This is a genomic window from Celeribacter baekdonensis B30 (assembly GCF_000299875.1).
Classification (GTDB): Bacteria; Pseudomonadota; Alphaproteobacteria; order Rhodobacterales; family Rhodobacteraceae; genus Celeribacter; species Celeribacter baekdonensis_A.
On the sequence record NZ_AMRK01000005.1, the window covers coordinates 81,976 to 105,817 of the forward strand.

Sequence of the window (23,842 nt, forward strand, 5' to 3'; positions counted from 1 at the left end):
GGATCAAGGCCGAAGCATCATGCCCGCCACGTTTTCTGCGATCATCATCGTGGGCGCATTGGTGTTGCCCGCGATGATCTGCGGCATGATCGAGGCATCCACCACACGCAGCCCAGATACGCCGCGCACCCGCCCTTGTGGGTCTACCACGGAGTTTTCGTCCATCCCCATGCGACAGGTGCCGACCGGGTGATAGATCGTCTCTGAGCGGGCACGAATATCCGCGATGAGCGCTTCGTCGCTTTGCAGAGACGCACCAGGTAGAACCTCGGATGCGATATGGCATGCGAGGGCGGGCGCGGCCATCACCGAGCGGGCGATTTTGAGGCCGGATAAAAGCGTTACCACATCCTCGGGGTGACTTAGATAGCCCGCTTCAATCATCGGCGCGGCCCTTGGATCATTGGAGGCCAAAGTGATCCGCCCACGCGATTTTGGCAAAAGGTCGCAGACATGCAACGTCATGCCGTAGCCAAGGGAGGTCTTGCGCCCATGATCGCGCAGATAGGCCGGGATAAAATGGAATTGCAGGTTGGGGCGCGGCTGATCGGGACCCGAGCGCACAAACCCCCCGGCTTCGGCGACATTCGAGGTCAGTTCCCCGCGACGTCTGCGGGCAAAGTCCCAAGCGGCGCGTAGGGCGCGGGGCAGGTAGGTGGGCGCAATGCCAATCGGCAGGCGATTGCGGGCGGCGGACATCACGGTGATGTCGAGATGATCGGCCAGATTTTCGCCCACCTCGGGCGCATCATGCCGCACTTCGATCCCCTGCGCGCGCAACATCTCGCCCGGCCCGATGCCAGACAACATCAACAGATGCGGTGACTTGATCGCCCCGGCACTGAGGATCACCTCGCCGCCGGGATCGAGCACAATCTCACGATCCCGCAGCGCAACGCCATGGGCCTCTGTACCCTTGAACAGCACCCGCGAGACCTGTTCCCCGGTCAAGATCGTTAAATTGGGCCGGTGGCGCACCGGATCCAAAAACGCCCGCGCGGTTGAAAATCGCTTTCCGTCTTTCTGAGTGACTTGGAACAGGCCCACGCCCTCCTGATCCGCGCCATTAAAATCGCGCTGCTCTGCAAACCCTGCCTCAACACCGGCTCGTACAAAGGCGTGTGACAACGGGTTTGGACTGCGCAGATCTGAGACGGAAAGCGGCCCGTCGGTGCCATGATACGCGTCCGAAATCTGTGTATTGCCTTCCAAGCGCTTGAACAGCTCAAACGCGCGCGGCCAATCCCACGCTGCACCTGCCGCCCGCGCCCAAGCCCGGTAATCCTCCGGGTGGCCACGCATATAGATCATCGCATTGATCGAAGACGACCCGCCCAAAACCCGTCCGCGCGGCCAGAACAGGCGGCGGTGGTTCAGGTTTGGGTCCGGGGCGGTGTGATCATTCCAATTATAGCCTTTGAGGCGCGCCAAAACCGCCAGCCCCAAAGGAACATGAATGAAGGGGGAGCGATCCTTGCCCCCGGCTTCGATCAAACAAACCCGTTTGCTTGGATCGTCCGACAGGCGATTGGCCAACACGCATCCCGCAGACCCCGCACCCACAATGATATAATCAAACATGCTGCTCTCTCCCTTGAGGAGAGGCTACATCAGCCGTGCGGCCTGTCAGGTGAGACGTCGCGTCACATCCGTGGCTTTACCCGTGATACAAATACTTAAAGAAAAGCCCCGCACGGGGGCGGGGCTTGGAGCTGTGGCAATCTGGATCGGATCAGAGATTTTCAATCCGGGGCATGCCCATGATGTGATAGCCGCCATCAACGCGGATGATTTCACCGGTTGTATACGCGCCCACATCGGAGGCGAGGTAGACGGCGGTGCCGCCCACGGCCTCAAGCGTTGCATTCGACAACAGCGGCGCGTTTTGTTCGGCGTGTTTATAGGTGCGGCGCGCGCCACCGATGGCGGAGCCAGCCAGCGTTTTCATCGGACCCGGCGAGATGCCGTTGACGCGGATGCCCTCGGGGCCGAGGTCATTGGCGAGGTAGCGGATCGAGCTTTCGAGCGCCGCTTTCGCCACGCCCATCACGTTGTAATTGGGCACAACTTTGTTGGAGCCTTCAAAGGTCAGCGTCATCAAAGTGCCGCCATTGGGCATCATTTCGGAGGCGCGTTTGGCGACGTCGATGAAGCTGTAGCACGAGATATGCAGCGAGTTTTTGAAGTTTTCGACAGAGGTGTCGCGGAACCGGCCGGTGAGTTCGTCTTTGTTGGAATAGGCGATGGCATGCACGACAAAATCAAGGCTGCCCCATTTGGCTTTCAGCGCCGCGAAAGCCTCGTCCATCTGCTCCGGGTTGGTGACGTCGACGTCGACCATCGTGTCCGAACCCACGCTTTCAGCCAGCGGTTGCAGCCGTTTGCCAAAGGCCTCGCCTTGGTAGGTAAACGCAAGCTCCGCGCCCTCGGCGGCACAGGCTTTGGCGATGCCCCATGCGATGGAACGTTCGTTGGCGACGCCCATGATAAGCCCGCGTTTGCCTTTAAGAAGATCTGCCATGGATGAAATGCCCTTTTTGCTTTGCCGGTATTTGACCGTTTTGCGACGCTAGGTCAAGTTTTTGAGGTGTTTGTGGAATGGAGGCGTCTCGGCAATGAGACCCGAGTGCGGCTGTGCGCACGAAGCTATCGTTGCGATTACCCCCAGCCTGATCGGATGTGCTACACTGAAACCAAAGGCATGACCAACATGAAAGATTGATCTATGATTGAACCCGGCAAGAACATTGCAATCAAAGTGCCACTCCATAAGTGGGAAGAAACGGTAGCCTACTACCGCGACCGCGTTGGTCTGAAGGTTACTAAAGAACTCAAGAACAGCATCGGCTTTTCTTTTGGTAATATGACTTTATGGATAGATAGAGTTGAACAGCAGAGCCAAGTGGACATCTGGCTGGAACTCTTCACTGACGATCCCGACAAGGCTATCGAAACATTGGGAAGTCCAGTCCGCGACGAGTTGGAACCGCTGGATGATGTGAATGGTCATTGGACGTCTGACCCGGCAGGCGTGATCCTTTTGGTTCGCAACGAATAGTCCCAGTTCGGCAGGTTGGACTCAGTGCCGACCTTGGCAATTCTCGGTCCAGCCGCGCACAAAGCAAAACGGCCACGCTCGTAAAACGTGGCCGTTCAAAATCATACCCTGAAACCAGATCAGTCGCGGTATTTCGACAACAACATAGACCCGTTCGTGCCGCCAAAGCCAAAGGAGTTGGTCATGACGGTATCAAGCCCTGCGTTCTCCACCAGAGTTGTGGCGATTTCATTGGCGTGGATCGCCGGATCAAGCGTCTCGACGTTGATCGACGGAATGATGAAATCATGTTGCAGCGCCAAGAGGCAATAGACCGCTTCCTGTGCGCCGGTGGCGCCTTGGGAGTGGCCGGTCATGGATTTGGTCGAGGAAATCACCGGAGTGTTGCCTTCGCCAAAGACCCGGCGCACGGCCTCGACTTCGCCAACGTCACCGACCGGGGTCGATGTGCCGTGGGCGTTGATATAGCCGACTTTGCGACCCTCAGGCAAGGTCGAGAGGGCAAGCCGCATCGCGCGTTCACCGCCCTCACCAGAGGGGGCCACCATGTCCGCGCCATCCGAGGTGGCGGCAAAGCCGGTCACTTCGGCATAGATTTTCGCGCCGCGCGCTTTGGCATGTTCCAACTCTTCGAGCACCAAAATCGCGCCGCCGCCGGAGATCACGAATCCATCGCGGTTGGCATCAAAGGCGCGCGAGGCTTTGGTCGGTGTGTCGTTGAACTTTGAGGACATCGCGCCCATCGCATCAAACAGGCAGGACAGGGTCCAATCCAATTCTTCGCCACCACCGGCAAACATCACGTCCTGTTTGCCCATCATGATCTGTTCAGACGCCGCACCGATGCAGTGCAGCGAGGTCGAACAGGCCGAGGTGATCGAATAGTTGATGCCCTTGATCTGATAGGCGGTCGCCAAGTTGGCGGAAATCGTTGACCCCATGCATTTTGGCACCGCAAACGGCCCAACGCGTTTGGTGGCTTTTGTGGCCAAGACGGATTGATGCGCGGTGAACATGGCGGAGGTGGACGGGCCACCCGAACCGGCAATCAAGCCGGTGCGCACGTTGATCACGTCTTTTTCCTCAAGGCCCGAGTCCTTGATCGCTTGGTCCATGGCGATGGAGGCATAGGCCGCCCCCGGACCCATGAACCGCAAGGCACGTTTTTCGACGTGATCTTTGATGTCGAGTTTGATGTTCCCGGCGATTTGGCTACGGAACCCATACTCTTTCATGTCTTCATTGGCAGTGATGCCGGAGGTGCCCGCCTTGAGAGAGGCCAGCACTTCCTCAGAATTATTGCCGATCGAGGAGACAACCCCGAGACCTGTGACGACGACGCGACGCATGGCGTGTTCCTTCCCTGTGGTGTTCATTTCGATCCGCTTTGGGATCAGCTCTCGGAGAGCGCGACTTTCATGTCTTTGACGATGTAAATCACTTCGCCATCGGCCTCGACGATCCCGTCCGCAACACCCATGGTCAGGCGGCGGGTTTGGATCGCTTTGGTGAAATCAATTTTATAGGTCAGCATCTTACGATCCGGCCGCACCATGCCGGTGAGTTTCACCTCACCCACGCCAAGCGCATAACCGCGCCCCTGCCAGCCGCGCCAGCCAAGGTTAAATCCGGTGAGTTGCCACAGACCATCAAGGCCCAGACAGCCGGGCATGATCGGGTTGCCGGGGAAGTGGCATTCAAAGAACCAAAGGTCCGGCGTGATGTCGAATTCCGCCACAACATGACCTTTGCCATGTGCGCCCCCGTCACCCGAAATCTCGGTGATCCGGTCCATCATCAACATGGGCGGGGCGGGAAGCTGCGCATTGCCGGGGCCGAACAATTCGCCCGCCGCACATTTAAGCAGATCTTCCTTGGTGAAACTCGTGGGATACTCGGCCATATAGAACCCTTGCCTTCCTGCAATCTTTCAAAGTCGCATCCCCTCTATCACCCCGCCCCCCAACCACGCAAGGCGCAAGAGCGGCCAAAGTCGGATGGGCGGGAGCGGGTGAAAATCAACCGAGCTGAACCGAAACGACGCCTGATCACGGCTGGCCGTTCCTTGTTGCGATCTATTTTCATTTGAATTTAACCCCGCCATCGCCTTATATTGGCACTTATACCAACGAAACGGACCCCGATGACCCAGTCCCCAGCCCCCGAGCCGACGTGCCAGGCAATGCAAGACAAGACAAAGCGCGACCCGCGTCGCGGTGAGGCGTGGCTGTGTGAGGCGGGGGTGCGACCGACCCGTCAACGGGTGGCTTTGGCAACGTTGTTGGTCGGCGATGGCCATGATCGTCATGTCACCGCCGAAAGCCTGTTTGCCGCTGCGCGCGATGCGGGCGAAAAAGTGTCTTTGGCGACGGTCTACAACACGCTGCGGGCGTTTTGTCAGGCGGGATTGATGCAGGAGGTGACCGTTGATGGGTCGCGCTCCTATTTTGACACCAATATGAATGAGCACCCGCATTTCTTTTGGGAAGATCAGGGCGCATTGACCGATGCGCCCAGCGATGAATTAAAAATCGCGCGCCTGCCCAAAGCTCCCGAAGGCATGGAAATCGCCTCTGTTGATGTGGTGATCCGTCTACGCCCCAAACTTCAGAGTTCGCACTGACCGCTGTGCCGGGCTATCGGGCGATTCTATTGAATAGGCTTGTTTTTATGCGCTTATTTTCGATCTGCGCAGGCGTCGTGACGTTGTGTATGCCGGTGGTGCCAATGGCGCTATGGGCGCAAGGTGCGGTTCCGATTCAATTCGAAACGCTCACCACACCCGGCGAATTTACGATCTATTTCACCGACCTCCAATATTCCGCTGATCAAGTCTGGTTCGTTTCCGGCAGTTGCGAAAGCGCCACTGAGGTGGCGGTGGTTTCGGTCCAGGATTACGCCTATTCCGCCGATTTGACGGTGTTTTTGGCGCGCTACGCCTTTGAAGCGGATCAGGTGGTCTGTGTCTCCAATCCGGGGCAGGCACCACAGACGTTTTGGGACGCCTATCCGCAAAAATAAAGCGTCTCAGTGGGCTGTTGGGGCTTGAGTTTGTCCCAAAACGCGGACAGGTTTCGGCCATGCACGGCATTTCACGGTCCCCTCTATGCTTGGGGGCAACTCGTTTTAGGAGACCGATGTGACACAGCTTTTTACCGGACCTGATGGTCAATCGCGCTGCGCATGGTGCGCCAGTGATCCCGAATATATTCGCTATCATGACGAAGAATGGGGCTATCCGGTTTCCGATGACATCCGTTTGTTTGAGAAAATTTGCCTTGAGGGGTTTCAATCCGGCCTGTCTTGGTGGACGATTTTGCGCAAACGCGAAGGGTTTCGCGCCGCTTTCGCCGGGTTTGATTTTCACAAAGTCGCGCAGTTTGGTGAGGCGGATGTGACTCGGCTCTTGGCCGATGCAGGCATCGTGCGCCACCGTGGCAAAATCAATGCGACGATCAACAACGCCGCCCGCGCGGTCGAGATGGTGGCGAACGAAGGCTCGCTTGCTGCCTATTTTTGGTCCTTTGAACCCATGCCTGACGAACACGGCGCACCGCAAACGGCGTCGATTTCGGAGACCTCAAAACGGCTTTCGAAAGACCTGAAAAAACGCGGCTGGAACTTTGTCGGCCCGACCACCTGTTTTGCCTTCATGCAGGCGATGGGAATGATCAACGATCACGCGACGGGCTGTGTGCATCGCGAGATCGCGGATCAAAAACGTGCGGCGTTTACGCCTCCGCCACAGGGGTGATCACCTCCGCCAATCCGCGCAGCCAGCCCCGGATGGCGCGCGGGTCCACCTCTTCGAGACGGTCCAGATCGCCCGCCGCATCCGCAAGCTGGTCCAAAATGTCGAGCCGCCTGTCATCTATCGCATCCGTGAGGGGCAGGGTGGCCGCTGCCGCCAAAAGCTGGCGCAATTCCTGCACCTCGCGCATCCTGCGAAACGCTTCGATCATCGGCCCGGTCAGGGACGGGTCACTGCGCCAATCGTGTTCAAACAGCTCTGTGACCCGTTGCCCGGCCCCTAGGCAATCAAAGGCGATACAGCCGGAATAGCCGCGCTCCGCCAGATCGCCATGAATGCCACAGGTAAACCCCGCAAGGTTGTGACAGCCCACACCTGCCGCTTTGTCATGGTCAAAATGATCGCCGCGATCAAAGGCCAAGGCCATACAGCACAGCGCGGCGCAGCGGCTACAGTCTGCAGAAAAGAGATCCGGTTTTCCCATGCCGCCATTTGACGCTAAAGCCGCGCCAATTCAACGAAAAAGGCGGCACGCGGGTGCCGCCTTGTCCATTCTTTGATCTTCATTGCTGCGAAAATACTCAGCCGACTTCAGACGATTTCGACCAGTTCAATGTCAAAGGTCAGGTCTTCGCCGGCCAAACGGTGGTTTGCGTCCAGAATGACCTCTTCGTCGGTGACGGAGACCACGGTGACCGGGATCACTTGGCCTTGCGGGCTTTGCATCTGAAGTTGCAGACCAACTTCGAGCGGGATTTCCGCCGGGATTTGGGCGCGCGGCACCGGTTGTTGCGCGTCGTCATGGCGCGGGCCATAGGCCTCGTCTGCCACGGCGACGATGGTTTTTTTCTCGCCCACGGTCATGCCCGGAAGGTGCTTGTCCATGCCGGGGATGATTTGGCCGGACCCAACTTCGAACTCAAGCGGATCACGACCCGCCGAGCTGTCGAACACGGTGCCGTCTTTGAGGGTGCCTGTGTAGTGAATGCGAACTTTGTCGCCGGATTTGACTTCGGACATCAGAAAACTCTTTTAATTTCGGGTGGATTTTGGGCGATTTCGGGTGAATTTTGAGGCCGCTTTGGTCCTGTTGGGCGCGGGTGCTCGTCGATTGCGGCTCAAGATAAGGGCTTTGAAGCAGATGTAAAGGGTGGGTTCCGTCGCCAAAGCGGCTAAAATCCCGTTAAAACCCCATTAAAACCACTGTCCCGGCTCCATCAGGCCCAGATCGAGCAACTGTTGGCTGTGCCATTCGAATTCGGTCGAATTGTGCCAACGAAAACTGTCGATGTCATAGGTCGAGCCGGAGTTGGTTTTGAGCGCCTTGGCGGTGCGAAAGGACACGATGGTCGCTGTGAGATTATGGTGCCAGGGGCAGGCGTAGGTGTTGTATTCTTCCTCGTTGAACAGGTGGGTTTCCGACAGGGTGAGGCCTTTTTTCGCTTTGAAGATTGCGATCCTGTCGATGTGACGGCGGTTGGCGGGAATATGTTCCTCAAACCGCCAGCGCAGCCCGCCGAAAAAGTCGAGTTGGCGTTCTTTTGGATGACCTGCGGCGTCCATGCGGCCCAAAGCGTAATAGCCGGATTTGTCGAGACAGGCATCTTCGAGCGAGACCGCATTGGGCGCGTCATGCAAATCACCCGCATACAGATCCACCACATAGGTCAACATCCCGCCGCGGCGTTCCTCGGTGTGGAAGGTCAGCATGTCGGTGATACTGCGGGTCTCGCAAAACGGGAAAAACAGGTATTCGGCGTTGTAGCAATAATACATCCAAATCCCCGGCGCCGCCGCGATGAGGCGATTGACCGCTTGGGTCAGCATATTGGGCGCGCGGGTGGCGTAGCGGATGCGGTGAATTTGTAGCTCAAGCCCCTCAGGCAGCGTCAGCTCATCGGGCGCAAACAACAGCACGGCTTTGAACCCAAGCGTGATATGATGGCGCAGGGTCGTGTCCACCTCGACCAGATCTTCGGCAAAGACCATCGCGACCGGCCCTTTGATCAGGGCCTCTTTGCCATCGGAAAGAAAAGTGTCGAGGCTATCGTAACGCATAAACTGTCCCTATTCGGGGTGGCGGTGTGTGTGACTGTCCCCGATAGCAGTAAAAAAGCCATGAAGAAGAGGGGATTGCAAGGATTGAGGAAACAGTTTGGGCGGTTGTCGCGACAGGGCGGCAGATCGGTCGCACCTGTCAGGCGCATGATCCTACGCCCACAACCCACAAACCCGTTTGCTCCCGCACCCCTCATGGGCTAGAGAGGCGACTTAAATTCCCCAATCATCCTGGACCCAAGGTCATGTCTGACACAAAAGCCAACACCAAAAAGCTCTATATCAAGACCTATGGTTGTCAGATGAATGTCTATGACAGCGAACGCATGGCCGAAAGCCTTGGCGGCTCGGGCTATGTCGAAGTGTCGAGCCCGGAAGAGGCGGACATGATCCTGTTGAACACCTGCCACATTCGCGAGAAGGCGGCGGAAAAAGTCTATTCCGAATTGGGGCGCTACAAAGACCTCAAGATCGCCAATCCCGATTTGAAAATCGGCGTGGCCGGGTGTGTGGCACAGGCCGAGGGCGCGGAGATCATGCGACGGCAGCCGATGGTCGATCTGGTGGTGGGGCCGCAATCCTATCACCGCCTGCCAGAGATGGAGGCGAAAGCCGGGAATGGTCAAACCGCGCTCGACACCGATTTCCCCGAAGAGGACAAGTTTGAACATCTCAAAGCCCGGCCCAAAGCCAAACGCGCGCCTGCGGCGTTTTTGACGGTGCAAGAGGGCTGTGACAAATTCTGTGCCTTCTGCGTTGTGCCCTATACGCGTGGGGCCGAAGTGTCGCGCCCGGCGGAGCGCGTGATGAGCGAGGCGCGCGATCTGGTCGAACGGGGCGTGCGCGAGATCACACTTTTGGGCCAGAATGTGAACGCCTATCATGGCGCGTTCGAGGGCGGGACTTGGGGGCTGGCCAAGCTCATTCGCGAGTTGGCCAAGGTCGATGGATTGGAGCGCATTCGGTTTACCACGAGCCACCCGAATGACATGGAAGACGACCTGATCGCCGCCCATGGCGATTGCGAAAAATTGATGCCTTACCTGCATTTGCCGGTGCAATCGGGTTCGGATAAAATCCTCAAGGCGATGAACCGCAAGCACACGGCAGAGTCGTATTTACACCTGATCGAGCGCATCCGCGCGGCGCGGCCGGACATCGCGCTGTCTGGCGATTTTATCGTTGGCTTCCCCGGTGAGACGGATGCGGATTTTGAGGCAACGATGGATCTGGTGCGCGAGGTCAATTACGCCTCTGCCTATTCGTTCAAATACTCGCCGCGCCCCGGTACGCCCGCCGCTGAGAAGGGCGATAAGATGGTCGATTTCGATGTCGCCTCAGAGCGGCTTCAGCGCCTGCAAGAGCTGATCACACAGCAGCAACGCGCGTTCCAAGACGCGATGATTGGCCGCGATGTGTCGGTTTTGTTTGAGAAAACCGGACGGCAGGCCGATCAAATGGGCGGCAAATCCGAGTATCTTCACGCGGTCCATGTCACCGACCCAACGGTGCAAATCGGTGAGATGCGCCGGGTGAGAATCATCGAGAGTCGGACCAATTCTTTGTCCGGTGTTGTTCTTGGTTAAGCCAAGCCGTTGACGTTACGATAGTTTTTTTGGCGCGTGGCGCACCATGTGCGCAACAATCGCCAAAAAATGCACGCTTCGTTGCGGGCGAAGATACAATATATGGTATTTTTCCTTCACAAACCAACGAAGTTTGCTATCATTTAGACATATTTATGGTGAATAACGCGCGGCAACCAAAGTGCCGCTCGGGTGGGGTTAAATTGGCCCGAAAACGGGACCATTGGGGGACGAAAGACGTGATCAACGCATTTCTTGAAAAAGGGCGGGCGGTGATGGCCTGTGCTGCCATCGCCGGGCTCTCGCTCAGCACTGCCGCTCAGGCGCAAATGATCTCAGGTGTGGTCAACGGCGAACGCTATGCGCCGACAATCTGGATTGACCCGGATGGCTGTGAGCATTGGGTCATGGACGATGGCGTTGAGGGCTATATGGACCTCAAAGTCGATCGTCAGGGCATTCCAACCTGTCATCCGGTTCAGGCCTGTGCGGTGATGAATTCGGATCAGTTGTTTGCCACCGACCGCTACACTATTTCAGCATCGGGCCGCAAACGTCTGACCGATTTCTTTGCTCAGGCGGGGGCCACCGCCTATATCATCATTGGTCACACCGACAGCCGTGCCTCGGATGAGTATAATATGAAACTCTCCTACAACCGCGCCAATGCTGTGGCAAAAATCGCCCAAAGCACCGGCGCGCGTATCGCGGATGTGCGTGGCTACGGCGAGCGTATGCCTGCGGCCTCGAATGCGACGGCTGCCGGGATGCAGAAAAACCGCCGCGTCGAAATCATCTGTATCAAGTGAGGAGTGGACCGATGAAAGCACTGAAAGCAATCGCCCTTCTCGGCCTTTTGGGCGCGACATCCGCCTGTACGGAAGCTGCCCTTGGCAACATGGGGTACGAATCCCATAAGAAAGACAAAACCGTCGACCGCGGCTTTGACAGCAAACACCTGTCGCAGCTTCAGGCCGGGATTTGGATCGACCCGCAGGGCTGTGATCACTGGATCATCGATGATGGTGTCGAAGGGTATTTGAGCGCACGCGTCGACAAATACGGCAAACCGGTCTGTTCCGGCATTGCGTCGCCTAACACAGCCGTTGGCCCGTATAAAGATGGCTCCAAGTTTGGCGACCCGATCTAAAGCCTCTAAAAATTTAAAATCTATGGCGGCCATCCTATACGGGGTGGCCGCTTTTCTTTTGCATGTTTTTTGGGCGCAGGCATGTTTTTTGGGCGCGGTTCCGCCGGGCCTAATGCGAAGATTTTGTGTCCCCGCTTGCCAGAACCGCAATCGCTTGGCACCATGAGGGTATAGGGACCTCTAGAGTCGGAGATATTATTTGGGCCTAAGCGCGCTGACACCCCCGAAATCGCAGGACGCAGTCCACGAAACGCTTCTCGAATTTCACGACAACAGGTTGTTGATTGACCTGTGTGGGGAGTTCGACAGAAATCTCGCTCAGATCGAGCATAAGTTGGAAGTGCAGATCGTGCGACGCGGCAACATGTTGTCGGTGATGGGAACGGGGTCTGCGCGCGGTCGCGCGGCGGCGGTGCTTCAGGAACTTTATAGCAAATTGGAAGCCGGGCGTGACGTGGAGCCGGGGGACATCGACGGTATGATCACCTTGGGCAATGCCGAGGTCGAAAAGGGTTTGCCGGGCGATCAGATTGAGATGTTCCGCGGCAGCGACGTTGAGATCAAGACCCGCAAAAAACTTGTTGAGCCGCGCACACCGGGTCAGAAAGCCTATGTGCAAAACCTGTTCAACCATGAGTTGGCCTTTGGCATCGGGCCTGCGGGCACGGGCAAAACCTATTTGGCGGTCGCGGTCGGCGTGAACATGTTGATCAACGGCCATGTCGATAAAATGATCCTGTCGCGCCCTGCGGTTGAGGCGGGCGAGCGGCTTGGGTTTTTGCCGGGCACACAGGACGAAAAAGTCGATCCTTATATGCAGCCGCTGTTCGATGCGCTCAACGATTTCATGCCCGCCAAACAAGTGGCGAAGATGCGCGAAGAAAAGACCATCGAGATTGCGCCTTTGGCGTTTATGCGTGGGCGCACACTGAGCCGCGCCTTTGTGGTTTTGGATGAGGCGCAAAACGCCACAACGATGCAGATGAAAATGTTCCTCACCCGTCTGGGCGAAGGCTCTCGTATGGTGATCACCGGCGACCGCTCGCAAGTCGACCTGCCGCGCGGTGTGCCATCTGGGCTGCGCGATGCCGAGCGGGTGCTGGCGGGCATTCAAAAAGTGTCGTTCAATTATTTCACCTCCAAGGATGTGGTGCGACATCCGCTTGTCGCCGCGATCATTGAGGCCTATGAGGCAGATGAAGCGCAGTAACGCGCACCTCGTTTGGGCAAGATGACCGCAAAAGATGACCATAGACGTCGTATATGAAGACCCGCGCTGGCAAGAGGCGGGGTTGGATGATTTGGCCGAGGCCGCAGAACATGCGACCTTGGCTTTTCTCGGGTTGGACCCGGATCTCTGCGAGGTTGCGGTTTTGGCCTGTGATGATGCGCGCATTGCCGAATTGAACGCCGAATTTCGCGAAAAACCGACGCCCACCAATGTTTTGTCATGGCCCTCCGAGGAGCGCGCCACCCCCGGCGCGCGTCCCGATATGCCCGAACCTGACATGCCGGGCATGGAAATCGAACTGGGAGATATTGCCATCGCCTATGAGACCTGCGCCGCTGAGGCCAAGGCGGGCGGCACGCCATTTAACGATCATGTGACCCATTTGCTTGTTCATGGACTGTTACATCTGTTGGGTTATGATCACATAACGGACGAAGATGCCGCGATTATGGAAGGCATTGAGACCGAGATACTTGCAACCATGGGTATCAAAGACCCATATTAGGCGAACGGTCGATTTGGGCCGCAAACCGATAGATTTGATTTCTGGAAAGGACGCATGGGCGACACCGAGCCTGGGTCTTCTACGGCAGCGCAGAGCGCGCCGACGGACCCCATAAGTAGAACGCAGACCACACCCCGAGCCACGGCGCGCAAACGCTCAAAATGGCTGGGTCGGATGGCAAAGGCGTTTTCTTCCAAACCCGCCACACAAACGGATGCAGCCGGGGCAAAATCTGTGCCCCAAACGGCACTGACCCCGCGTCCCGGCATGATGAACCTGCGCCGGATGCGCGTCGATGACGTGGCCATTCCAAAGGCCGAAATCGTTGCTGTGCCATCTGATATCAAAAAGGACGATCTGGTCGAGGTGTTCCGCGAGAGCGGAATGACGCGATTGCCGGTCTATAAGGGCACGTTGGACACGCCGGTGGGCTTGGTTCACCTGAAAGATTTTGCCCTCAATCACGGCTTCAATGGCAAGGGCGAGCGTTTCAACCTCAAAAAGATGTTGCGCCCGCTGCTCTACGCGCCACCCTCCATGCCGATCGGTGTGCTGTTGCAGAAAATGCAAAGCGACCGGATGCATATGGCCTTGGTGATTGACGAATATGGTGGGGTGGACGGGTTGGTCACGCTCGAAGATCTGGTCGAACAGGTCATTGGCGAGATTGAGGACGAACATGACATCGACGAGGATGTGTTTTGGACCCAATCCGCGCCGGGGGTGTTTGTCGCCCAAGCCAAAGCGCCGCTGGATGAATTCGAAGCCGCGATTGACATGCGCCTGACGACGGAAGAGGACGAAGAAGAGATCGACACTTTGGGCGGTTTGGTCTTTTTGCTCTGCGGTCGGGTACCGGCGCGTGGCGAGGTGATCCCGCATCCCTCTGGTGCGGAGTTTGAAATCATTGACGCCGACCCGCGACGGATCAAACGCATTCGCGTGCGCTTGCCCTCGGCGGTCAAACCGAAAGCAGAGGCTTAAACCATGCGCGTGATCCCTGTGCTGCGGCGCGGGTTTGCTCCGCCGCGGCTGTTTGCCTTGGCGGCGGGGGTCTTGGTGGCTTTGGGGCAGGCGCCGTTAAGCGCCTGGCCATTGGCGCTGACGGGATTGGTCATGGCGGTGCTGTCGTGGTCCGAGGCACTCACTGCGGGAGAGGCGGCGTGGCGCGGCTGGACGGTCGGTTTTGGCGCCTTTTTGATGTCGCTCACATGGCTGGTGAATCCCTTTCTCGTCGATCCCGTGCGCCATGCAGGGATGATCCCCTTCGCGCTGTTTTTCATGTGTGGCGGCTTGGCGCTGTTTTGGGCGCTGGCTTTTTATGCGGCCAAAAGGCTCAGGCTGGGCTTGCCAGGTTTGGTGGCATTTTGGGGGCTGGCCGAATTGGCGCGCGGGCATCTGTTCACCGGATTTCCATGGGCAATGCCCGGCTATATCTGGCTTGATCAAGCCCCGGCGCAGCTTGCAAGCCTCATCGGCCCCTATGCTCTGACTGCATTGACCTTCGCTTGGGCGGCACTGGTGGCGCGTGCGGTGCTGCGCCGCTCGGGTCTCACCGGCGGGGCGGCTCTGATCCTGATGATCTTGGCCTATGGATACGGATGGGCCCGCCTGTCACAGCCGCTGCCACAGGATCGGCCACAGTCGATCCGCGTCGTGCAACCCAATGCGCCACAACGGGAGAAATGGGACCCCGAACTGGTCTGGACCTTTTATGAACGCGCCCTGAGATTAAGTGCGCCAGAGGGGGCCGATCTGGTGATTTGGCCGGAAACCTCCGTTTCTGTGCCGCTTTGGGCCGCCGATCCTTATCTTACTGAAATCGCTCAGAATGTTTCTCCCGCACGCGCCATTGTCGGGCTGAACCGGGTCGAGGGCTATCAGGGCTATAATTCCGCCGTTCTGGTCGGCCATGATGGCCAGCCGCAAGAGATTTACGACAAACACCACCTCGTGCCCTTCGGGGAATATATGCCGATGCCCGCACTGTTGGAGCGGATCGGTCTGCGCGCCTTTACCGCACAGGAGGGCTATGGTTATTCGGCGGGGCCGGGACCGCGACTGATCGACACGGGCGGCACCGGTTTGGCGCTGCCTTTGATCTGTTACGAGGCGATTTTTCCGCGTGATCTGCGCACGGATGAGCGCCCGGACTGGCTACTGCAAATGACCAATGACGCGTGGTTCGGCACGTTTTCCGGCCCGCAACAGGCCTTGGCCCAAGCCCGGTTTCGCGCGATTGAGACCGGCCTGCCGATGGTCCGTGCCGCCAACACCGGAATTTCTGCGGTGATTGATGCGCATGGCGACATCCGTGTTGCGATCCCATTGGGCACATCGGGGGCGGTAACTTCCACCCTACCGGGGGCTTTACCAAAAACGCTCTATATGCGCTATGGTGAGACGGCCCTTTTGGGTTTGTTAACTCTTTTGATGGTATCAGGTCTGAGCGTCTCAAGACTGGGCACAGGACAGGGACAACGTGATCGCAGAACCCGAAAAACCGATTGACCCTTGCGTAGGGCAACTATATCGCATTTTAAGTATCGACCCGCACAACGGCTTCCTGGCGTGCGGGACACATGAACCAATGGAGCACCACCCACATGTCCCGTAAAGACTTCGTTTTCACTTCGGAATCTGTGTCCGAAGGTCACCCTGATAAGGTCTGTGACCGTATTTCCGACGCTGTGCTAGATGCGTTTATCGCCGAGGAACCCGAAGCGCGGGTCGCCTGTGAAACCTTTGCCACCACCAACCGTGTGATCATCGGCGGCGAAGTGGGCCTGTCCGATCAGGATAAACTCCACGCGTATATGGAAAAGGTCGATGGCATTGTGCGCGACTGCGTGCGCGACATCGGCTATGAGCAGGATAAATTCCATTGGCAAACGCTGGAGGTGCAAAACTACCTCCACGAACAATCCGCTCATATCGCGCAGGGCGTCAATGCCTCTGGCAACAAAGATGAGGGCGCGGGCGATCAGGGCATCATGTTTGGTTTCGCGACCAATGAAACAGAGGCGCTTATGCCCGCGCCGATCCAATATTCCCACGCGATGCTGCGCCGTTTGGCCGAAGTGCGCAAAAACGGCACCGAACCCGCGCTTGGCCCTGACGCCAAGGCCCAGCTTTCAGTGCGGTATCGCGATGGTCTCCCAGTGGAAATTGCCTCCCTCGTGCTCTCGACCCAGCATTTGGACGAGACCATGACTTCGGACGATGTGCGCGCGCTTGTGGCCCCTTATATCGAAGAGGTGCTGCCCGACGGGTGGCTCACCGCCAACACGATCTGGCACGTCAACCCGACTGGGAAATTCGTCATCGGCGGCCCCGATGGCGATGCGGGTCTGACCGGACGCAAAATCATTGTCGACACTTATGGCGGTGCCGCGCCGCATGGCGGCGGCGCGTTTTCGGGCAAAGATCCAACCAAAGTGGACCGCTCCGCCGCCTATGCCGCGCGCTATTTGGCGAAAAACGTTGTGGCCGCAGGCTTTGCCGACAAATGCACGATTCAGCTCTCCTACGCGATCGGTGTGGCCGCGCCCTTGTCGATTTACGCCGATTTGCATGGCACGGGGAAGGTCGAGCCGTCTCAGATCGAAGCGGCGATCCCAAAGGTCATGGACCTCACTCCGCGCGGCATCCGTACCCATCTCGATCTGAACAAGCCGATCTACCAACGCACCGCGGCCTATGGCCATTTCGGCCGTGCGCCGGACGCGGATGGCGGGTTTTCATGGGAACGCACCGATCTGGCAGAGGCTTTGGCAAACGCTGTTTGAGAGCCGGGACGTTTTGAAATATAAAATCAACGGGGCGGGATTTCTCGCCCCTTTTTGATGGGAGGCACCTCATGGTCACAACCGATACATCGCATTTGACTCAACTTGGCGGCGCAACCGCATTGCCCGCCTCGCCAGAAGAGGCGGTGTTGGAGCGGGTGCCGCACACCCACGCGGGTGAGCGCTACGTGGTGCGGTTCACCGCGCCGGAATTCACCTCGCTCTGCCCGATGACGGGGCAGCCGGATTTCGGTCATCTGATGATCGACTACATTCCCGGCAATTGGTTGGTTGAGAGCAAATCGCTGAAACTTTTCCTCGGCTCATTTCGCAATCACGGCGCGTTTCATGAGGATTGTTCGGTCTATATCGGCAAACGTCTGGCCGAGCTTCTGGACCCGGAATGGTTGCGCATCGGTGCCTATTGGTATCCGCGTGGCGGCATTCCGATTGATGTGTTTTGGGCCACCGGGCCGGAGCCAAAAGACGTTTGGATCCCCGAACAAGGCGTGCCACCCTATCGCGGACGCGGGTGACGGCCGTGTCCCGGCTTGCTCTCGCGGCGAAAACTTGGCAAAAGCCCGGCTGAAAGAGGCGGGGTTTTCATGTCTGATACGAGCAAACACACATCCGGGGTCCAATCTGACGGCCAGTCTGACGATCCGACGATGGCACAGTCCGATGATCCACATGCCTCCGCTACGCATGACTCTGGCGCGCCGTGGCGCAATTTCTATGGTCGCATCCATGGCAAGACGCTCAATCAGGCGCAAAAGGATTACCTCGTCGAGGACCTAGACGGCCTGTCGCCCGGCCCAGTGACTTGGGAAGAGAACCCCGACCGCACGCCGCTTGACTTGGCCGCGCGCTATGGCGGCAAACCGATCTGGCTTGAGATCGGCTTTGGCGGCGGCGAACATTTGGTGCATATGGCCAAGACCTATCCCGATGTCGAACTTATCGGTTGCGAGCCCTATGTGAATGGGGTGGCGGCGCTTTTGGGACGGCTGCGGCGCGCGCCTGAGGTCAAAAACGCCTCAATCCATGCGGGCGATGTCCGCGATCTGTTTGACGTGTTGCCTGATGGTTGCATTGAAAAAGCGTTCCTGAATTACCCCGATCCCTGGCCGAAAAAGCGTCACCATCGTCGCCGTTTCGTCACCGCCGAACATCTTGAACCGCTGCACCGGGTTCTCAAACCCGGTGCCGAATTCCGGGTCGCGACCGACATCCCGGACTATGTGCGTCAAACCATGGAAGAGGTGCCGCAAGCCGGGTTTGAATGGCTGGCCGAGGGCCCGGAGGAGTGGCGTAAACCATGGGCTGATTGGCCCTCAACGCGCTATGAACAAAAGGCCATTCGCGAAGGTCGCACGCCACATTACATGACATTTCGCAAGGTCTGAGGCGCAGTCATTTCGCGCCGGTTTCGCTTGGGTGTGCGCAAGCGGCCTGCCCTGACGAAGACGCGGTAGACCGGGCCGCAGGGTTGCGCTATCAGGTCTGCGAAGAATGTGAGGAGAGACACATGTCGAGCCATGGCACCCCGATCCCGATGACCGCGCGCAAATCCGGCCCCCTCAAGGGCACGGCGGCGGTGCCGGGGGATAAATCCATTTCCCACCGGGCGCTGATTTTTGGCGCGATGGCCGTGGGCGAGACCAAGATCACCGGGCTTTTGGAGGGTGAGGATGTGTTGGACACCGCCAAAGCGATGCAGGCGCTGGGTGCGGATGTGGTCCGCGAAGGTGCAGGTGAATGGACCGTGCATGGGGTCGGCGTTGGCGGCTTTACCGAGCCAGCCGATGTGATTGATTGCGGCAATTCCGGCACTGGCGTGCGCCTGATCATGGGGGCGGTCGCGACCCATGATTTTTGCACCACGTTCACCGGAGATGGATCGTTGCGCAAGCGTCCGATGGGGCGGGTGACCGATCCTTTGGCGCTGTTTGGCGCGCGCTCCGTTGGCCGTTCGCAGGGGCGGCTGCCGCTGACGCTGATCGGTGCGGCGGAGCCTGTGCCGGTCGAATATGAAACGCCGGTGCCAAGCGCACAGGTGAAATCGGCGGTGTTGCTGGCCGGGTTGAACGCGCCGGGGCAGACCGTGGTGATCGAAAAGGAAATGACCCGCGATCACACCGAACGGATGTTGGTGGGATTTGGCGCAGAACTTAGCACCGAGACCACACCGGAGGGTTATCACAAGATCACTCTGACGGGTCGGCCGGAATTGACCCCGCAAGAGGTCGCGGTGCCGCGTGATCCAAGTTCCGCCGCCTTCCCGGTCTGCGCGGCGCTGATCGTCGAGGGGTCCGAAGTGTTTGTGCCGGGGGTCAGCCAGAACACGACCCGCAACGGGCTTTACACCACATTGGTTGAAATGGGCGCGAATATCAGCTTTGAAAACCCACGGACCGAGGGCGGCGAACCCGTTGCCGATCTGCGGGTGAAATATTCCAAACTCAAAGGCATCGAGGTCCCGCCCGACCGCGCCGCCTCGATGATCGACGAATTCCCGGTCCTTTCCGTCGTCGCGGCCTTTGCCGAAGGCACGACGGTGATGCGCGGCGTCAAGGAATTGCGGGTGAAGGAAAGCGACCGGATTGATGCCATGGCGCGCGGACTTGAGGCCTGCGGTGTGGAGATCGAAGAGGATCACGACACGCTGATCGTGCATGGGCGTGGCGCCAAGGGCGTCAAAGGTGGCGCGACCTGTGCCACCCATATCGATCACCGGATCGCGATGTCGTTTTTGGTCATGGGGCTGGCCTCTGAGCAGGCTGTCACCGTGGATGACGGCAGTCCGATTGCCACCTCTTTCCCGGTGTTTGAGAAATTGATGGCGGGCCTAGGTGCTGCGATCACGCGGAACAACTGAGGCCCTTGACCTTGCGCGCGTGAGCGGGCAGCGTGAACCTCCCTTAGAAGGAAAACGCCATGAGTTTTTGCGTCGCAATTGATGGACCTGCCGCCGCTGGAAAAGGCACGATCGCCAGGGCGGTCGCAGATCATTTTGGCTTCGCTCATATGGACACCGGCTTGCTCTATCGCGCGACAGGGGTGAAGACCTTTCAGGGCCTCTCACCGCTTGAGGCGGCGCAAAACCTGCGCGCCGAGGATCTCAAACGCAATGATTTGCGCACAGGCGACGCGGGACAGGCGGCAAGCCGCGTGGCGGCGGAACCCGAGGTGCGCGCGGCATTGGTTGATTTTCAACAGGCGTTTGCGCGGCGTGAAGGGGGGGCGGTTTTGGACGGGCGCGACATTGGCACGGTGATTTGCCCGGACGCGGAAGTGAAACTTTTCGTCACGGCCACCGATGAGGTGCGTGCGCAAAGACGCCATGCGGAATTGCGGGGGAAGGGTGAAAGGGTCACTCTGGAACAGGTGCTTGAGGACCTGCGCGAACGGGATGCGCGTGACAGCGCGCGGGCCACCGCCCCATTGGCGGCGGCCAAAGATGCGGTGCTGATAGACACCTCCGAGATGAGCATTGACGAGGCGGTGGCACAGGTCGTGGCGCTGATTGAGGCCCGCCGTAGGGGATAAGATGGGGGGAGGGGTGTTTGCGGCCTGCGCATTGGCGCGCAGCGACTGAGCGCGCTTGCACCATTGTCAGTTTTTTCTTTTTCTATCAATTTGTTAGTGGGTTCCTGGACATGATACTCTGTGAGGGATGTGCGCTTGTATGATGGGGTATTTGGCCCATATTTGAGCGTAAGACATGCAGAGCACGCGTGCCATTTCCACCCACCAAAGGACTGAATTGATGTTTCTTGATAAGCTCGACTGGCGCTACGCCACCAAAAAAATGGACCCGTCCAAACCCGTCTCCGAAGACAAGGTTGCCCAGATCGTCGAAGCGATCCGTAAAGCGCCGACCTCTTCCGGGCTTCAGCCGTTCCACCTCTTTGTGATCCGCAATCCGGAGCTGCGTGCAAAACTCAAAGCCGCGGCCTATGGTCAAGAACAACTGACCGATGGCTCGCATCTTTTGGTTTTTGCAGCTTTTGATGGCTATAACGATGCACGCATCGACGCCATTGTGGACCAACATGCGGATGAGCGTCCCGGCACCCGCGAGATGTTGGAAGGCTATTACAACAACCTCAAATCCATGTATTTGCCGCGTGAAGATCATGTGAACTTCGAACATGCCGCGCGTCAGACCTATATCGCATTGGGCTTTGCCTTGGCCGCTGCCGCCGAACTGGGCGTCGATAGCACGCCGATGGAAGGCTTTGACCCGGCGCAATTCGATGAGATTCTCGGGCTGAAAGACAAGGGTCTGAAAACCGTTGTGATCCTGCCGCTGGGCACCCGTGCTGAGGAGGGCGACTGGTTGGCTCCGATGAAAAAAGTACGCAAACTGGCGGAAGATTTGATCACCGAGATCAATTGAATCCAAGATGCGACAAGGCCGGGACTGATGGTATCAGTCCCGGCCTTTTTGTGCGGGGCCCTCTGATTAAGAGGGGTTATCTTGATTTTATGCGATGAAGCAGCACGAAATTCAAGACAGGTGGCAGAAGCAACAAAACGGTAATAAGTCCAAGCATGTCACCCAGCGCGAACTTGATGGCATTGATCCGAATGTCGACTGACTGCGTGTTGGGATAGATGTAGAAAATATGGATGAGGAGGCTGATCATGACGGAGGACAAAAACCCCACAGCGATCAGTTTGCGCCAGCTCAGTTCCGGGCGTGGGGCTGGATGATGCACGCAGTGTGATGCCCAGTTTACGGCTGAAAAGATGAGGGGGGCGGTTCCATAGCTGATGCACAATGAAATATAGGCGTAGCTTGTAGCCCACGATAAATCCATGAACAAGACCGATGAGAGAACGGCTCCGGGGAGCAAGTATAAAACCGAACGCCACCCCTCGAAAAAGGCCGAGATGATTTTGATCCCGAAGGGGAGGTAGATCAAGGTGGCGCTGATGTTTTGCACCTTTGTTTGAGGCAGGATCAGTTTTTGGAGTGGCGAGATCACAAGCCAGGTGATCGCCATGGCCAAAAACAACGCTCCGCTATGAACCGCGACCGGGCGCAATACGGACAGAATGGCAAAGTAGGTGACGCGGGTCGAACTCAACATGCGCATCCCCTGACAATTGGATTTTTTACAAAGGCCGTTATGTGTTTTGTACGTTTTGACCTTTGATCCGGTAAGCTCCGTGCGGGAGATCGTCGGACTTTTCGATGAATCCTTTTTCGATCAGCCGTTTGAGAGCGCGGTGAAACGTCGGCTGAGATACATCCCGCACGGTGGGTTGAGCTCGCACGCGTTCGGTTGTACATGTTCCGGCATTTGATGCGGCACAGAACGCAAGAAAAATATCTTTTTCGTTCCGTGACAGGGTGCTGAGACCCAAATCCGTTTCCATATTGTGCAGTAAAATTCGCAATTGTGCGATCTGTGCAAAAATAGTCTGATCCATTCCCATCAAGCCTTAGTAACCATCTGACATGTACTGGCCTCGAATTTAGACCTATAAAAATATAGTCAAGATGCGTATCACGACTTTGATTTGGATCAAAACACATTTGATCACTTTTCCTAGCTGGGCAGATCTCTCTGTGCGTATTTGATATAGCTGCACTATAATATTCTACAGCTAATAAACCTATAGTTGTTTTTTACTCGATTGGGTAGAGTAAAGCTTGAAATTGGCTATAGGGTGGCGACGTGTCGGCGGCATCTTGCGAGTGTGGGCGAGATGCCGCCTATTTCTAAATGACTGTACAGCTGAGCAAACGGGCCTCGCGATTCGTTGCGAGAGCGTAGGCTGGGAGCACATATTTGGCATCAAGGCCTCTGATGTCCGGGAAAATGGCAATGATTTCTGCAATGTCTTCGGAAGTGAGGCTACGAAGGCCAACTTGACCCAAGAGAAGGGTCTCGGTCGCGAGGCCATTTGAGTGGATCACGCAGTGGGCGTCGCAGAGGATGTGGTAATACGTCACTTCATTTGCGTCGAGATGTTGGGATGCCTGATGCCCGATGAAGGATTTTGCCGGGCACAGGGTTTCCTCCATCCCGAGAAGCAATTCGACCGCGTGACCCTCGATGAGGACACGGTGTTGTGGCGAGACGTAGAGGTCCGTATGGGGGCGGCCCGGTCCAAACGCATTTGCGTGGATGCAGATCGGAGCCAGACGCTTGCGCGTTTCATGGCAGGTGATCTCACGCAGGGGGATCGTTTTTTTACCGATCCATTTGATTTCTTGTGGAGACCCATCAATATCAAGTACGAAATCACCGGGTTGAAGGGTCTCCACGGCACGCTCTCCACTGGGGGTGAGAATAAGCGTGCCAGCGCCAAAACATACCGGGGTGAAGTCCGAGTATGGCGCAGGGGAAAGGTCAATGACGACTGCCACAGCAGAAAGCAGGTTGGGGGGGCCGTCCGGGTAGCTGAAATAGATTTGGCCGCCAGCTTCAAAAACGACGACGTCCACGGATGTACCAAGCGGGATGACCACGCCCAGCACTTCAACGCCTGGGGTGGCTGTCCCAGACCCGATATATGTCACGGTCTCACCGTTGAACGTGGCCACGCCATCATCATTGGAATCGAAGGTCGCGTCGTCGTTTGTGAAGGTTCCTGTAGAGGTGCCGCCAAAACTAGAAAGCACGAGCGTTTGCGATCCCGAGAGCAAATCCAAGGAGAGGAGGGAGCCGTTATATGCGACTGCGTCAATCGTAGAACT

Annotated in this window: 27 protein-coding genes and 1 riboswitch; of the genes, 17 read left to right on the forward strand and 10 right to left on the reverse strand. The window is 57.6% G+C overall.

The features are described from left to right. Nucleotides 1-3 precede the first annotated feature (3 nt). Together B30_RS10470 and B30_RS10475 are read right to left on the reverse strand one after the other, a co-directional pair. The gene (locus tag B30_RS10470; RefSeq protein ID WP_009572037.1) at nt 4-1,581 is read right to left on the reverse strand and encodes a GMC family oxidoreductase; all 1,578 of its coding nucleotides are present in this window, start codon (nt 1,579-1,581) and stop codon (nt 4-6) included. Nucleotides 1,582-1,732: 151 nt separating this feature from the next. Then, complete coding sequence (locus B30_RS10475) at nt 1,733-2,521, reverse strand: enoyl-ACP reductase FabI (RefSeq protein WP_009572038.1); 789 nt, start codon at nt 2,519-2,521, stop codon at nt 1,733-1,735. 204 nt (nt 2,522-2,725) lie between these two features. Here B30_RS10475 and B30_RS10480 point away from each other — a divergent pair, with 204 nt between their 5' ends. After that, nucleotides 2,726-3,058, forward strand: a complete 333-nt coding sequence (locus B30_RS10480) for a glyoxalase/bleomycin resistance/dioxygenase family protein (RefSeq protein WP_009572039.1) — start codon at nt 2,726-2,728, stop codon at nt 3,056-3,058. Between the two features lie 119 nt (nt 3,059-3,177). On the opposite strand, the gene fabB is transcribed toward B30_RS10480, so the two are convergent. Together fabB and fabA are read right to left on the reverse strand one after the other, a co-directional pair. After that, a complete protein-coding gene (gene fabB, locus B30_RS10485; protein ID WP_009572040.1) occupies nt 3,178-4,407 on the reverse strand; it encodes a beta-ketoacyl-ACP synthase I in 1,230 nt (409 codons plus the stop codon). 44 nt (nt 4,408-4,451) lie between these two features. Continuing rightward, nucleotides 4,452-4,961 (reverse strand): bifunctional 3-hydroxydecanoyl-ACP dehydratase/trans-2-decenoyl-ACP isomerase, encoded by a 510-nt coding sequence (gene fabA, locus B30_RS10490; protein WP_009572041.1) that lies wholly within the window; start codon nt 4,959-4,961, stop codon nt 4,452-4,454. A gap of 279 nt (nt 4,962-5,240) precedes the next feature. Between fabA and irrA the strand changes: the two genes are divergently transcribed. The 3 genes from irrA to B30_RS10505 all read left to right on the forward strand — a co-directional run bounded on the left by irrA (nt 5,241) and on the right by B30_RS10505 (nt 6,812). Beyond that, on the forward strand, nt 5,241-5,681 hold the full coding sequence (gene irrA, locus B30_RS10495; protein ID WP_009572042.1) for an iron response transcriptional regulator IrrA: 441 nt from the start codon (nt 5,241-5,243) through the stop codon (nt 5,679-5,681). 47 nt (nt 5,682-5,728) lie between these two features. Beyond that, nucleotides 5,729-6,079 (forward strand): hypothetical protein, encoded by a 351-nt coding sequence (locus B30_RS10500; protein WP_009572043.1) that lies wholly within the window; start codon nt 5,729-5,731, stop codon nt 6,077-6,079. Nucleotides 6,080-6,197: 118 nt separating this feature from the next. Continuing rightward, nucleotides 6,198-6,812: a DNA-3-methyladenine glycosylase I gene (locus B30_RS10505; RefSeq protein ID WP_009572044.1), complete on the forward strand. Its 615-nt coding sequence runs from the start codon at nt 6,198-6,200 to the stop codon at nt 6,810-6,812. Here B30_RS10505 and B30_RS10510 read toward each other — a convergent pair. From B30_RS10510 to B30_RS10520, 3 genes are all read right to left on the reverse strand, one after another. Next, on the reverse strand, nt 6,790-7,293 hold the full coding sequence (locus tag B30_RS10510) for a hypothetical protein (protein ID WP_009572045.1): 504 nt from the start codon (nt 7,291-7,293) through the stop codon (nt 6,790-6,792). The genes B30_RS10505 and B30_RS10510 overlap by 23 nt on opposite strands. A 107-nt stretch (nt 7,294-7,400) precedes the next feature. Then, nucleotides 7,401-7,829 carry an FKBP-type peptidyl-prolyl cis-trans isomerase gene (locus B30_RS10515; RefSeq protein ID WP_009572046.1) on the reverse strand — a complete coding sequence of 143 codons (429 nt, stop codon included), beginning with the start codon at nt 7,827-7,829 and terminating at the stop codon, nt 7,401-7,403. 174 nt (nt 7,830-8,003) lie between these two features. After that, complete coding sequence (locus tag B30_RS10520; RefSeq protein ID WP_009572047.1) at nt 8,004-8,867, reverse strand: hypothetical protein; 864 nt, start codon at nt 8,865-8,867, stop codon at nt 8,004-8,006. Between the two features lie 245 nt (nt 8,868-9,112). On the opposite strand from B30_RS10520, the gene miaB reads away from it, so the two are divergent. The 13 genes from miaB to B30_RS10585 all read left to right on the forward strand — a co-directional run bounded on the left by miaB (nt 9,113) and on the right by B30_RS10585 (nt 21,529). Continuing rightward, nucleotides 9,113-10,453 carry a tRNA (N6-isopentenyl adenosine(37)-C2)-methylthiotransferase MiaB gene (gene miaB, locus B30_RS10525; protein WP_009572048.1) on the forward strand — a complete coding sequence of 447 codons (1,341 nt, stop codon included), beginning with the start codon at nt 9,113-9,115 and terminating at the stop codon, nt 10,451-10,453. Between the two features lie 239 nt (nt 10,454-10,692). Beyond that, on the forward strand, nt 10,693-11,262 hold the full coding sequence (locus B30_RS10530; protein WP_009572049.1) for an OmpA family protein: 570 nt from the start codon (nt 10,693-10,695) through the stop codon (nt 11,260-11,262). Nucleotides 11,263-11,273: 11 nt separating this feature from the next. Continuing rightward, nucleotides 11,274-11,603 (forward strand): hypothetical protein, encoded by a 330-nt coding sequence (locus tag B30_RS10535; protein ID WP_009572050.1) that lies wholly within the window; start codon nt 11,274-11,276, stop codon nt 11,601-11,603. A 199-nt stretch (nt 11,604-11,802) separates the two neighbouring features. Next, nucleotides 11,803-12,813, forward strand: coding sequence for a PhoH family protein (locus B30_RS10540; RefSeq protein WP_009572051.1), 1,011 nt, complete (start codon nt 11,803-11,805; stop codon nt 12,811-12,813). A 34-nt stretch (nt 12,814-12,847) separates the two neighbouring features. Continuing rightward, nucleotides 12,848-13,339 (forward strand): rRNA maturation RNase YbeY, encoded by a 492-nt coding sequence (gene ybeY, locus B30_RS10545; RefSeq protein WP_009572052.1) that lies wholly within the window; start codon nt 12,848-12,850, stop codon nt 13,337-13,339. 54 nt (nt 13,340-13,393) lie between these two features. Next, nucleotides 13,394-14,323 carry a transporter associated domain-containing protein gene (locus B30_RS10550; RefSeq protein ID WP_040402258.1) on the forward strand — a complete coding sequence of 310 codons (930 nt, stop codon included), beginning with the start codon at nt 13,394-13,396 and terminating at the stop codon, nt 14,321-14,323. A gap of 3 nt (nt 14,324-14,326) precedes the next feature. Next, a complete protein-coding gene (gene lnt / locus B30_RS10555) occupies nt 14,327-15,850 on the forward strand; it encodes an apolipoprotein N-acyltransferase (RefSeq protein ID WP_009572054.1) in 1,524 nt (507 codons plus the stop codon). A 36-nt stretch (nt 15,851-15,886) separates the two neighbouring features. Continuing rightward, nucleotides 15,887-15,937, forward strand: a riboswitch (SAM-SAH riboswitch). An 8-nt stretch (nt 15,938-15,945) separates the two neighbouring features. Continuing rightward, nucleotides 15,946-17,127, forward strand: a complete 1,182-nt coding sequence (gene metK / locus B30_RS10560; protein ID WP_009572055.1) for a methionine adenosyltransferase — start codon at nt 15,946-15,948, stop codon at nt 17,125-17,127. Between the two features lie 71 nt (nt 17,128-17,198). Continuing rightward, complete coding sequence (gene queF / locus B30_RS10565) at nt 17,199-17,663, forward strand: preQ(1) synthase (RefSeq protein WP_009572056.1); 465 nt, start codon at nt 17,199-17,201, stop codon at nt 17,661-17,663. A 132-nt stretch (nt 17,664-17,795) separates the two neighbouring features. Then, complete coding sequence (gene trmB, locus B30_RS10570; protein ID WP_051130620.1) at nt 17,796-18,533, forward strand: tRNA (guanine(46)-N(7))-methyltransferase TrmB; 738 nt, start codon at nt 17,796-17,798, stop codon at nt 18,531-18,533. A gap of 122 nt (nt 18,534-18,655) precedes the next feature. After that, nucleotides 18,656-20,005 carry a 3-phosphoshikimate 1-carboxyvinyltransferase gene (aroA, locus tag B30_RS10575; RefSeq protein ID WP_009572058.1) on the forward strand — a complete coding sequence of 450 codons (1,350 nt, stop codon included), beginning with the start codon at nt 18,656-18,658 and terminating at the stop codon, nt 20,003-20,005. 59 nt (nt 20,006-20,064) lie between these two features. Next, complete coding sequence (locus B30_RS10580) at nt 20,065-20,676, forward strand: (d)CMP kinase (RefSeq protein ID WP_009572059.1); 612 nt, start codon at nt 20,065-20,067, stop codon at nt 20,674-20,676. Nucleotides 20,677-20,896: 220 nt separating this feature from the next. After that, a complete protein-coding gene (locus tag B30_RS10585) occupies nt 20,897-21,529 on the forward strand; it encodes an NAD(P)H-dependent oxidoreductase (RefSeq protein WP_009572060.1) in 633 nt (210 codons plus the stop codon). A 76-nt stretch (nt 21,530-21,605) separates the two neighbouring features. Here B30_RS10585 and B30_RS10590 read toward each other — a convergent pair whose 3' ends face one another. The 3 genes from B30_RS10590 to B30_RS21380 form a co-directional block, all read right to left on the reverse strand. Further along, the gene (locus B30_RS10590; RefSeq protein WP_040402261.1) at nt 21,606-22,226 is read right to left on the reverse strand and encodes a hypothetical protein; all 621 of its coding nucleotides are present in this window, start codon (nt 22,224-22,226) and stop codon (nt 21,606-21,608) included. Nucleotides 22,227-22,263: 37 nt separating this feature from the next. Next, nucleotides 22,264-22,569 carry a hypothetical protein gene (locus tag B30_RS10595; protein WP_009572062.1) on the reverse strand — a complete coding sequence of 102 codons (306 nt, stop codon included), beginning with the start codon at nt 22,567-22,569 and terminating at the stop codon, nt 22,264-22,266. 292 nt (nt 22,570-22,861) lie between these two features. Next, entirely contained in the window at nt 22,862-23,797 is a 936-nt protein-coding gene (locus B30_RS21380) for a Hint domain-containing protein (protein ID WP_198430602.1), read from the reverse strand. Nucleotides 23,798-23,842: the final 45 nt, after the last annotated feature.

Bases quoted from the DNA above. Each gene is read 5' to 3' on its own strand.
- B30_RS10595 (WP_009572062.1), bottom strand. From the start codon at position 22,569: ATGGATCAGACTATTTTTGCACAGATCGCACAATTGCGAATTTTACTG.
- B30_RS10535 (WP_009572050.1), top strand. From the start codon at position 11,274: ATGAAAGCACTGAAAGCAATCGCCCTTCTCGGCCTTTTGGGCGCGACA.
- B30_RS10515 (WP_009572046.1), bottom strand. From the start codon at position 7,829: ATGTCCGAAGTCAAATCCGGCGACAAAGTTCGCATTCACTACACAGGC.
- B30_RS10470 (WP_009572037.1), bottom strand. From the start codon at position 1,581: ATGTTTGATTATATCATTGTGGGTGCGGGGTCTGCGGGATGCGTGTTG.
- ybeY (WP_009572052.1), top strand. From the start codon at position 12,848: ATGACCATAGACGTCGTATATGAAGACCCGCGCTGGCAAGAGGCGGGG.
- B30_RS10510 (WP_009572045.1), bottom strand. From the start codon at position 7,293: ATGGGAAAACCGGATCTCTTTTCTGCAGACTGTAGCCGCTGCGCCGCG.
- metK (WP_009572055.1), top strand. From the start codon at position 15,946: ATGTCCCGTAAAGACTTCGTTTTCACTTCGGAATCTGTGTCCGAAGGT.
- irrA (WP_009572042.1), top strand. From the start codon at position 5,241: ATGCAAGACAAGACAAAGCGCGACCCGCGTCGCGGTGAGGCGTGGCTG.
- lnt (WP_009572054.1), top strand. From the start codon at position 14,327: ATGCGCGTGATCCCTGTGCTGCGGCGCGGGTTTGCTCCGCCGCGGCTG.
- fabB (WP_009572040.1), bottom strand. From the start codon at position 4,407: ATGCGTCGCGTCGTCGTCACAGGTCTCGGGGTTGTCTCCTCGATCGGC.
- B30_RS10480 (WP_009572039.1), top strand. From the start codon at position 2,726: ATGATTGAACCCGGCAAGAACATTGCAATCAAAGTGCCACTCCATAAG.
- queF (WP_009572056.1), top strand. From the start codon at position 17,199: ATGGTCACAACCGATACATCGCATTTGACTCAACTTGGCGGCGCAACC.
- B30_RS10520 (WP_009572047.1), bottom strand. From the start codon at position 8,867: ATGCGTTACGATAGCCTCGACACTTTTCTTTCCGATGGCAAAGAGGCC.
- B30_RS10500 (WP_009572043.1), top strand. From the start codon at position 5,729: ATGCGCTTATTTTCGATCTGCGCAGGCGTCGTGACGTTGTGTATGCCG.
- aroA (WP_009572058.1), top strand. From the start codon at position 18,656: ATGTCGAGCCATGGCACCCCGATCCCGATGACCGCGCGCAAATCCGGC.
- B30_RS10585 (WP_009572060.1), top strand. From the start codon at position 20,897: ATGTTTCTTGATAAGCTCGACTGGCGCTACGCCACCAAAAAAATGGAC.
- miaB (WP_009572048.1), top strand. From the start codon at position 9,113: ATGTCTGACACAAAAGCCAACACCAAAAAGCTCTATATCAAGACCTAT.
- fabA (WP_009572041.1), bottom strand. From the start codon at position 4,961: ATGGCCGAGTATCCCACGAGTTTCACCAAGGAAGATCTGCTTAAATGT.
- B30_RS10580 (WP_009572059.1), top strand. From the start codon at position 20,065: ATGAGTTTTTGCGTCGCAATTGATGGACCTGCCGCCGCTGGAAAAGGC.
- B30_RS10590 (WP_040402261.1), bottom strand. From the start codon at position 22,226: ATGTTGAGTTCGACCCGCGTCACCTACTTTGCCATTCTGTCCGTATTG.
- B30_RS10475 (WP_009572038.1), bottom strand. From the start codon at position 2,521: ATGGCAGATCTTCTTAAAGGCAAACGCGGGCTTATCATGGGCGTCGCC.
- B30_RS10550 (WP_040402258.1), top strand. From the start codon at position 13,394: ATGGGCGACACCGAGCCTGGGTCTTCTACGGCAGCGCAGAGCGCGCCG.
- trmB (WP_051130620.1), top strand. From the start codon at position 17,796: ATGGCACAGTCCGATGATCCACATGCCTCCGCTACGCATGACTCTGGC.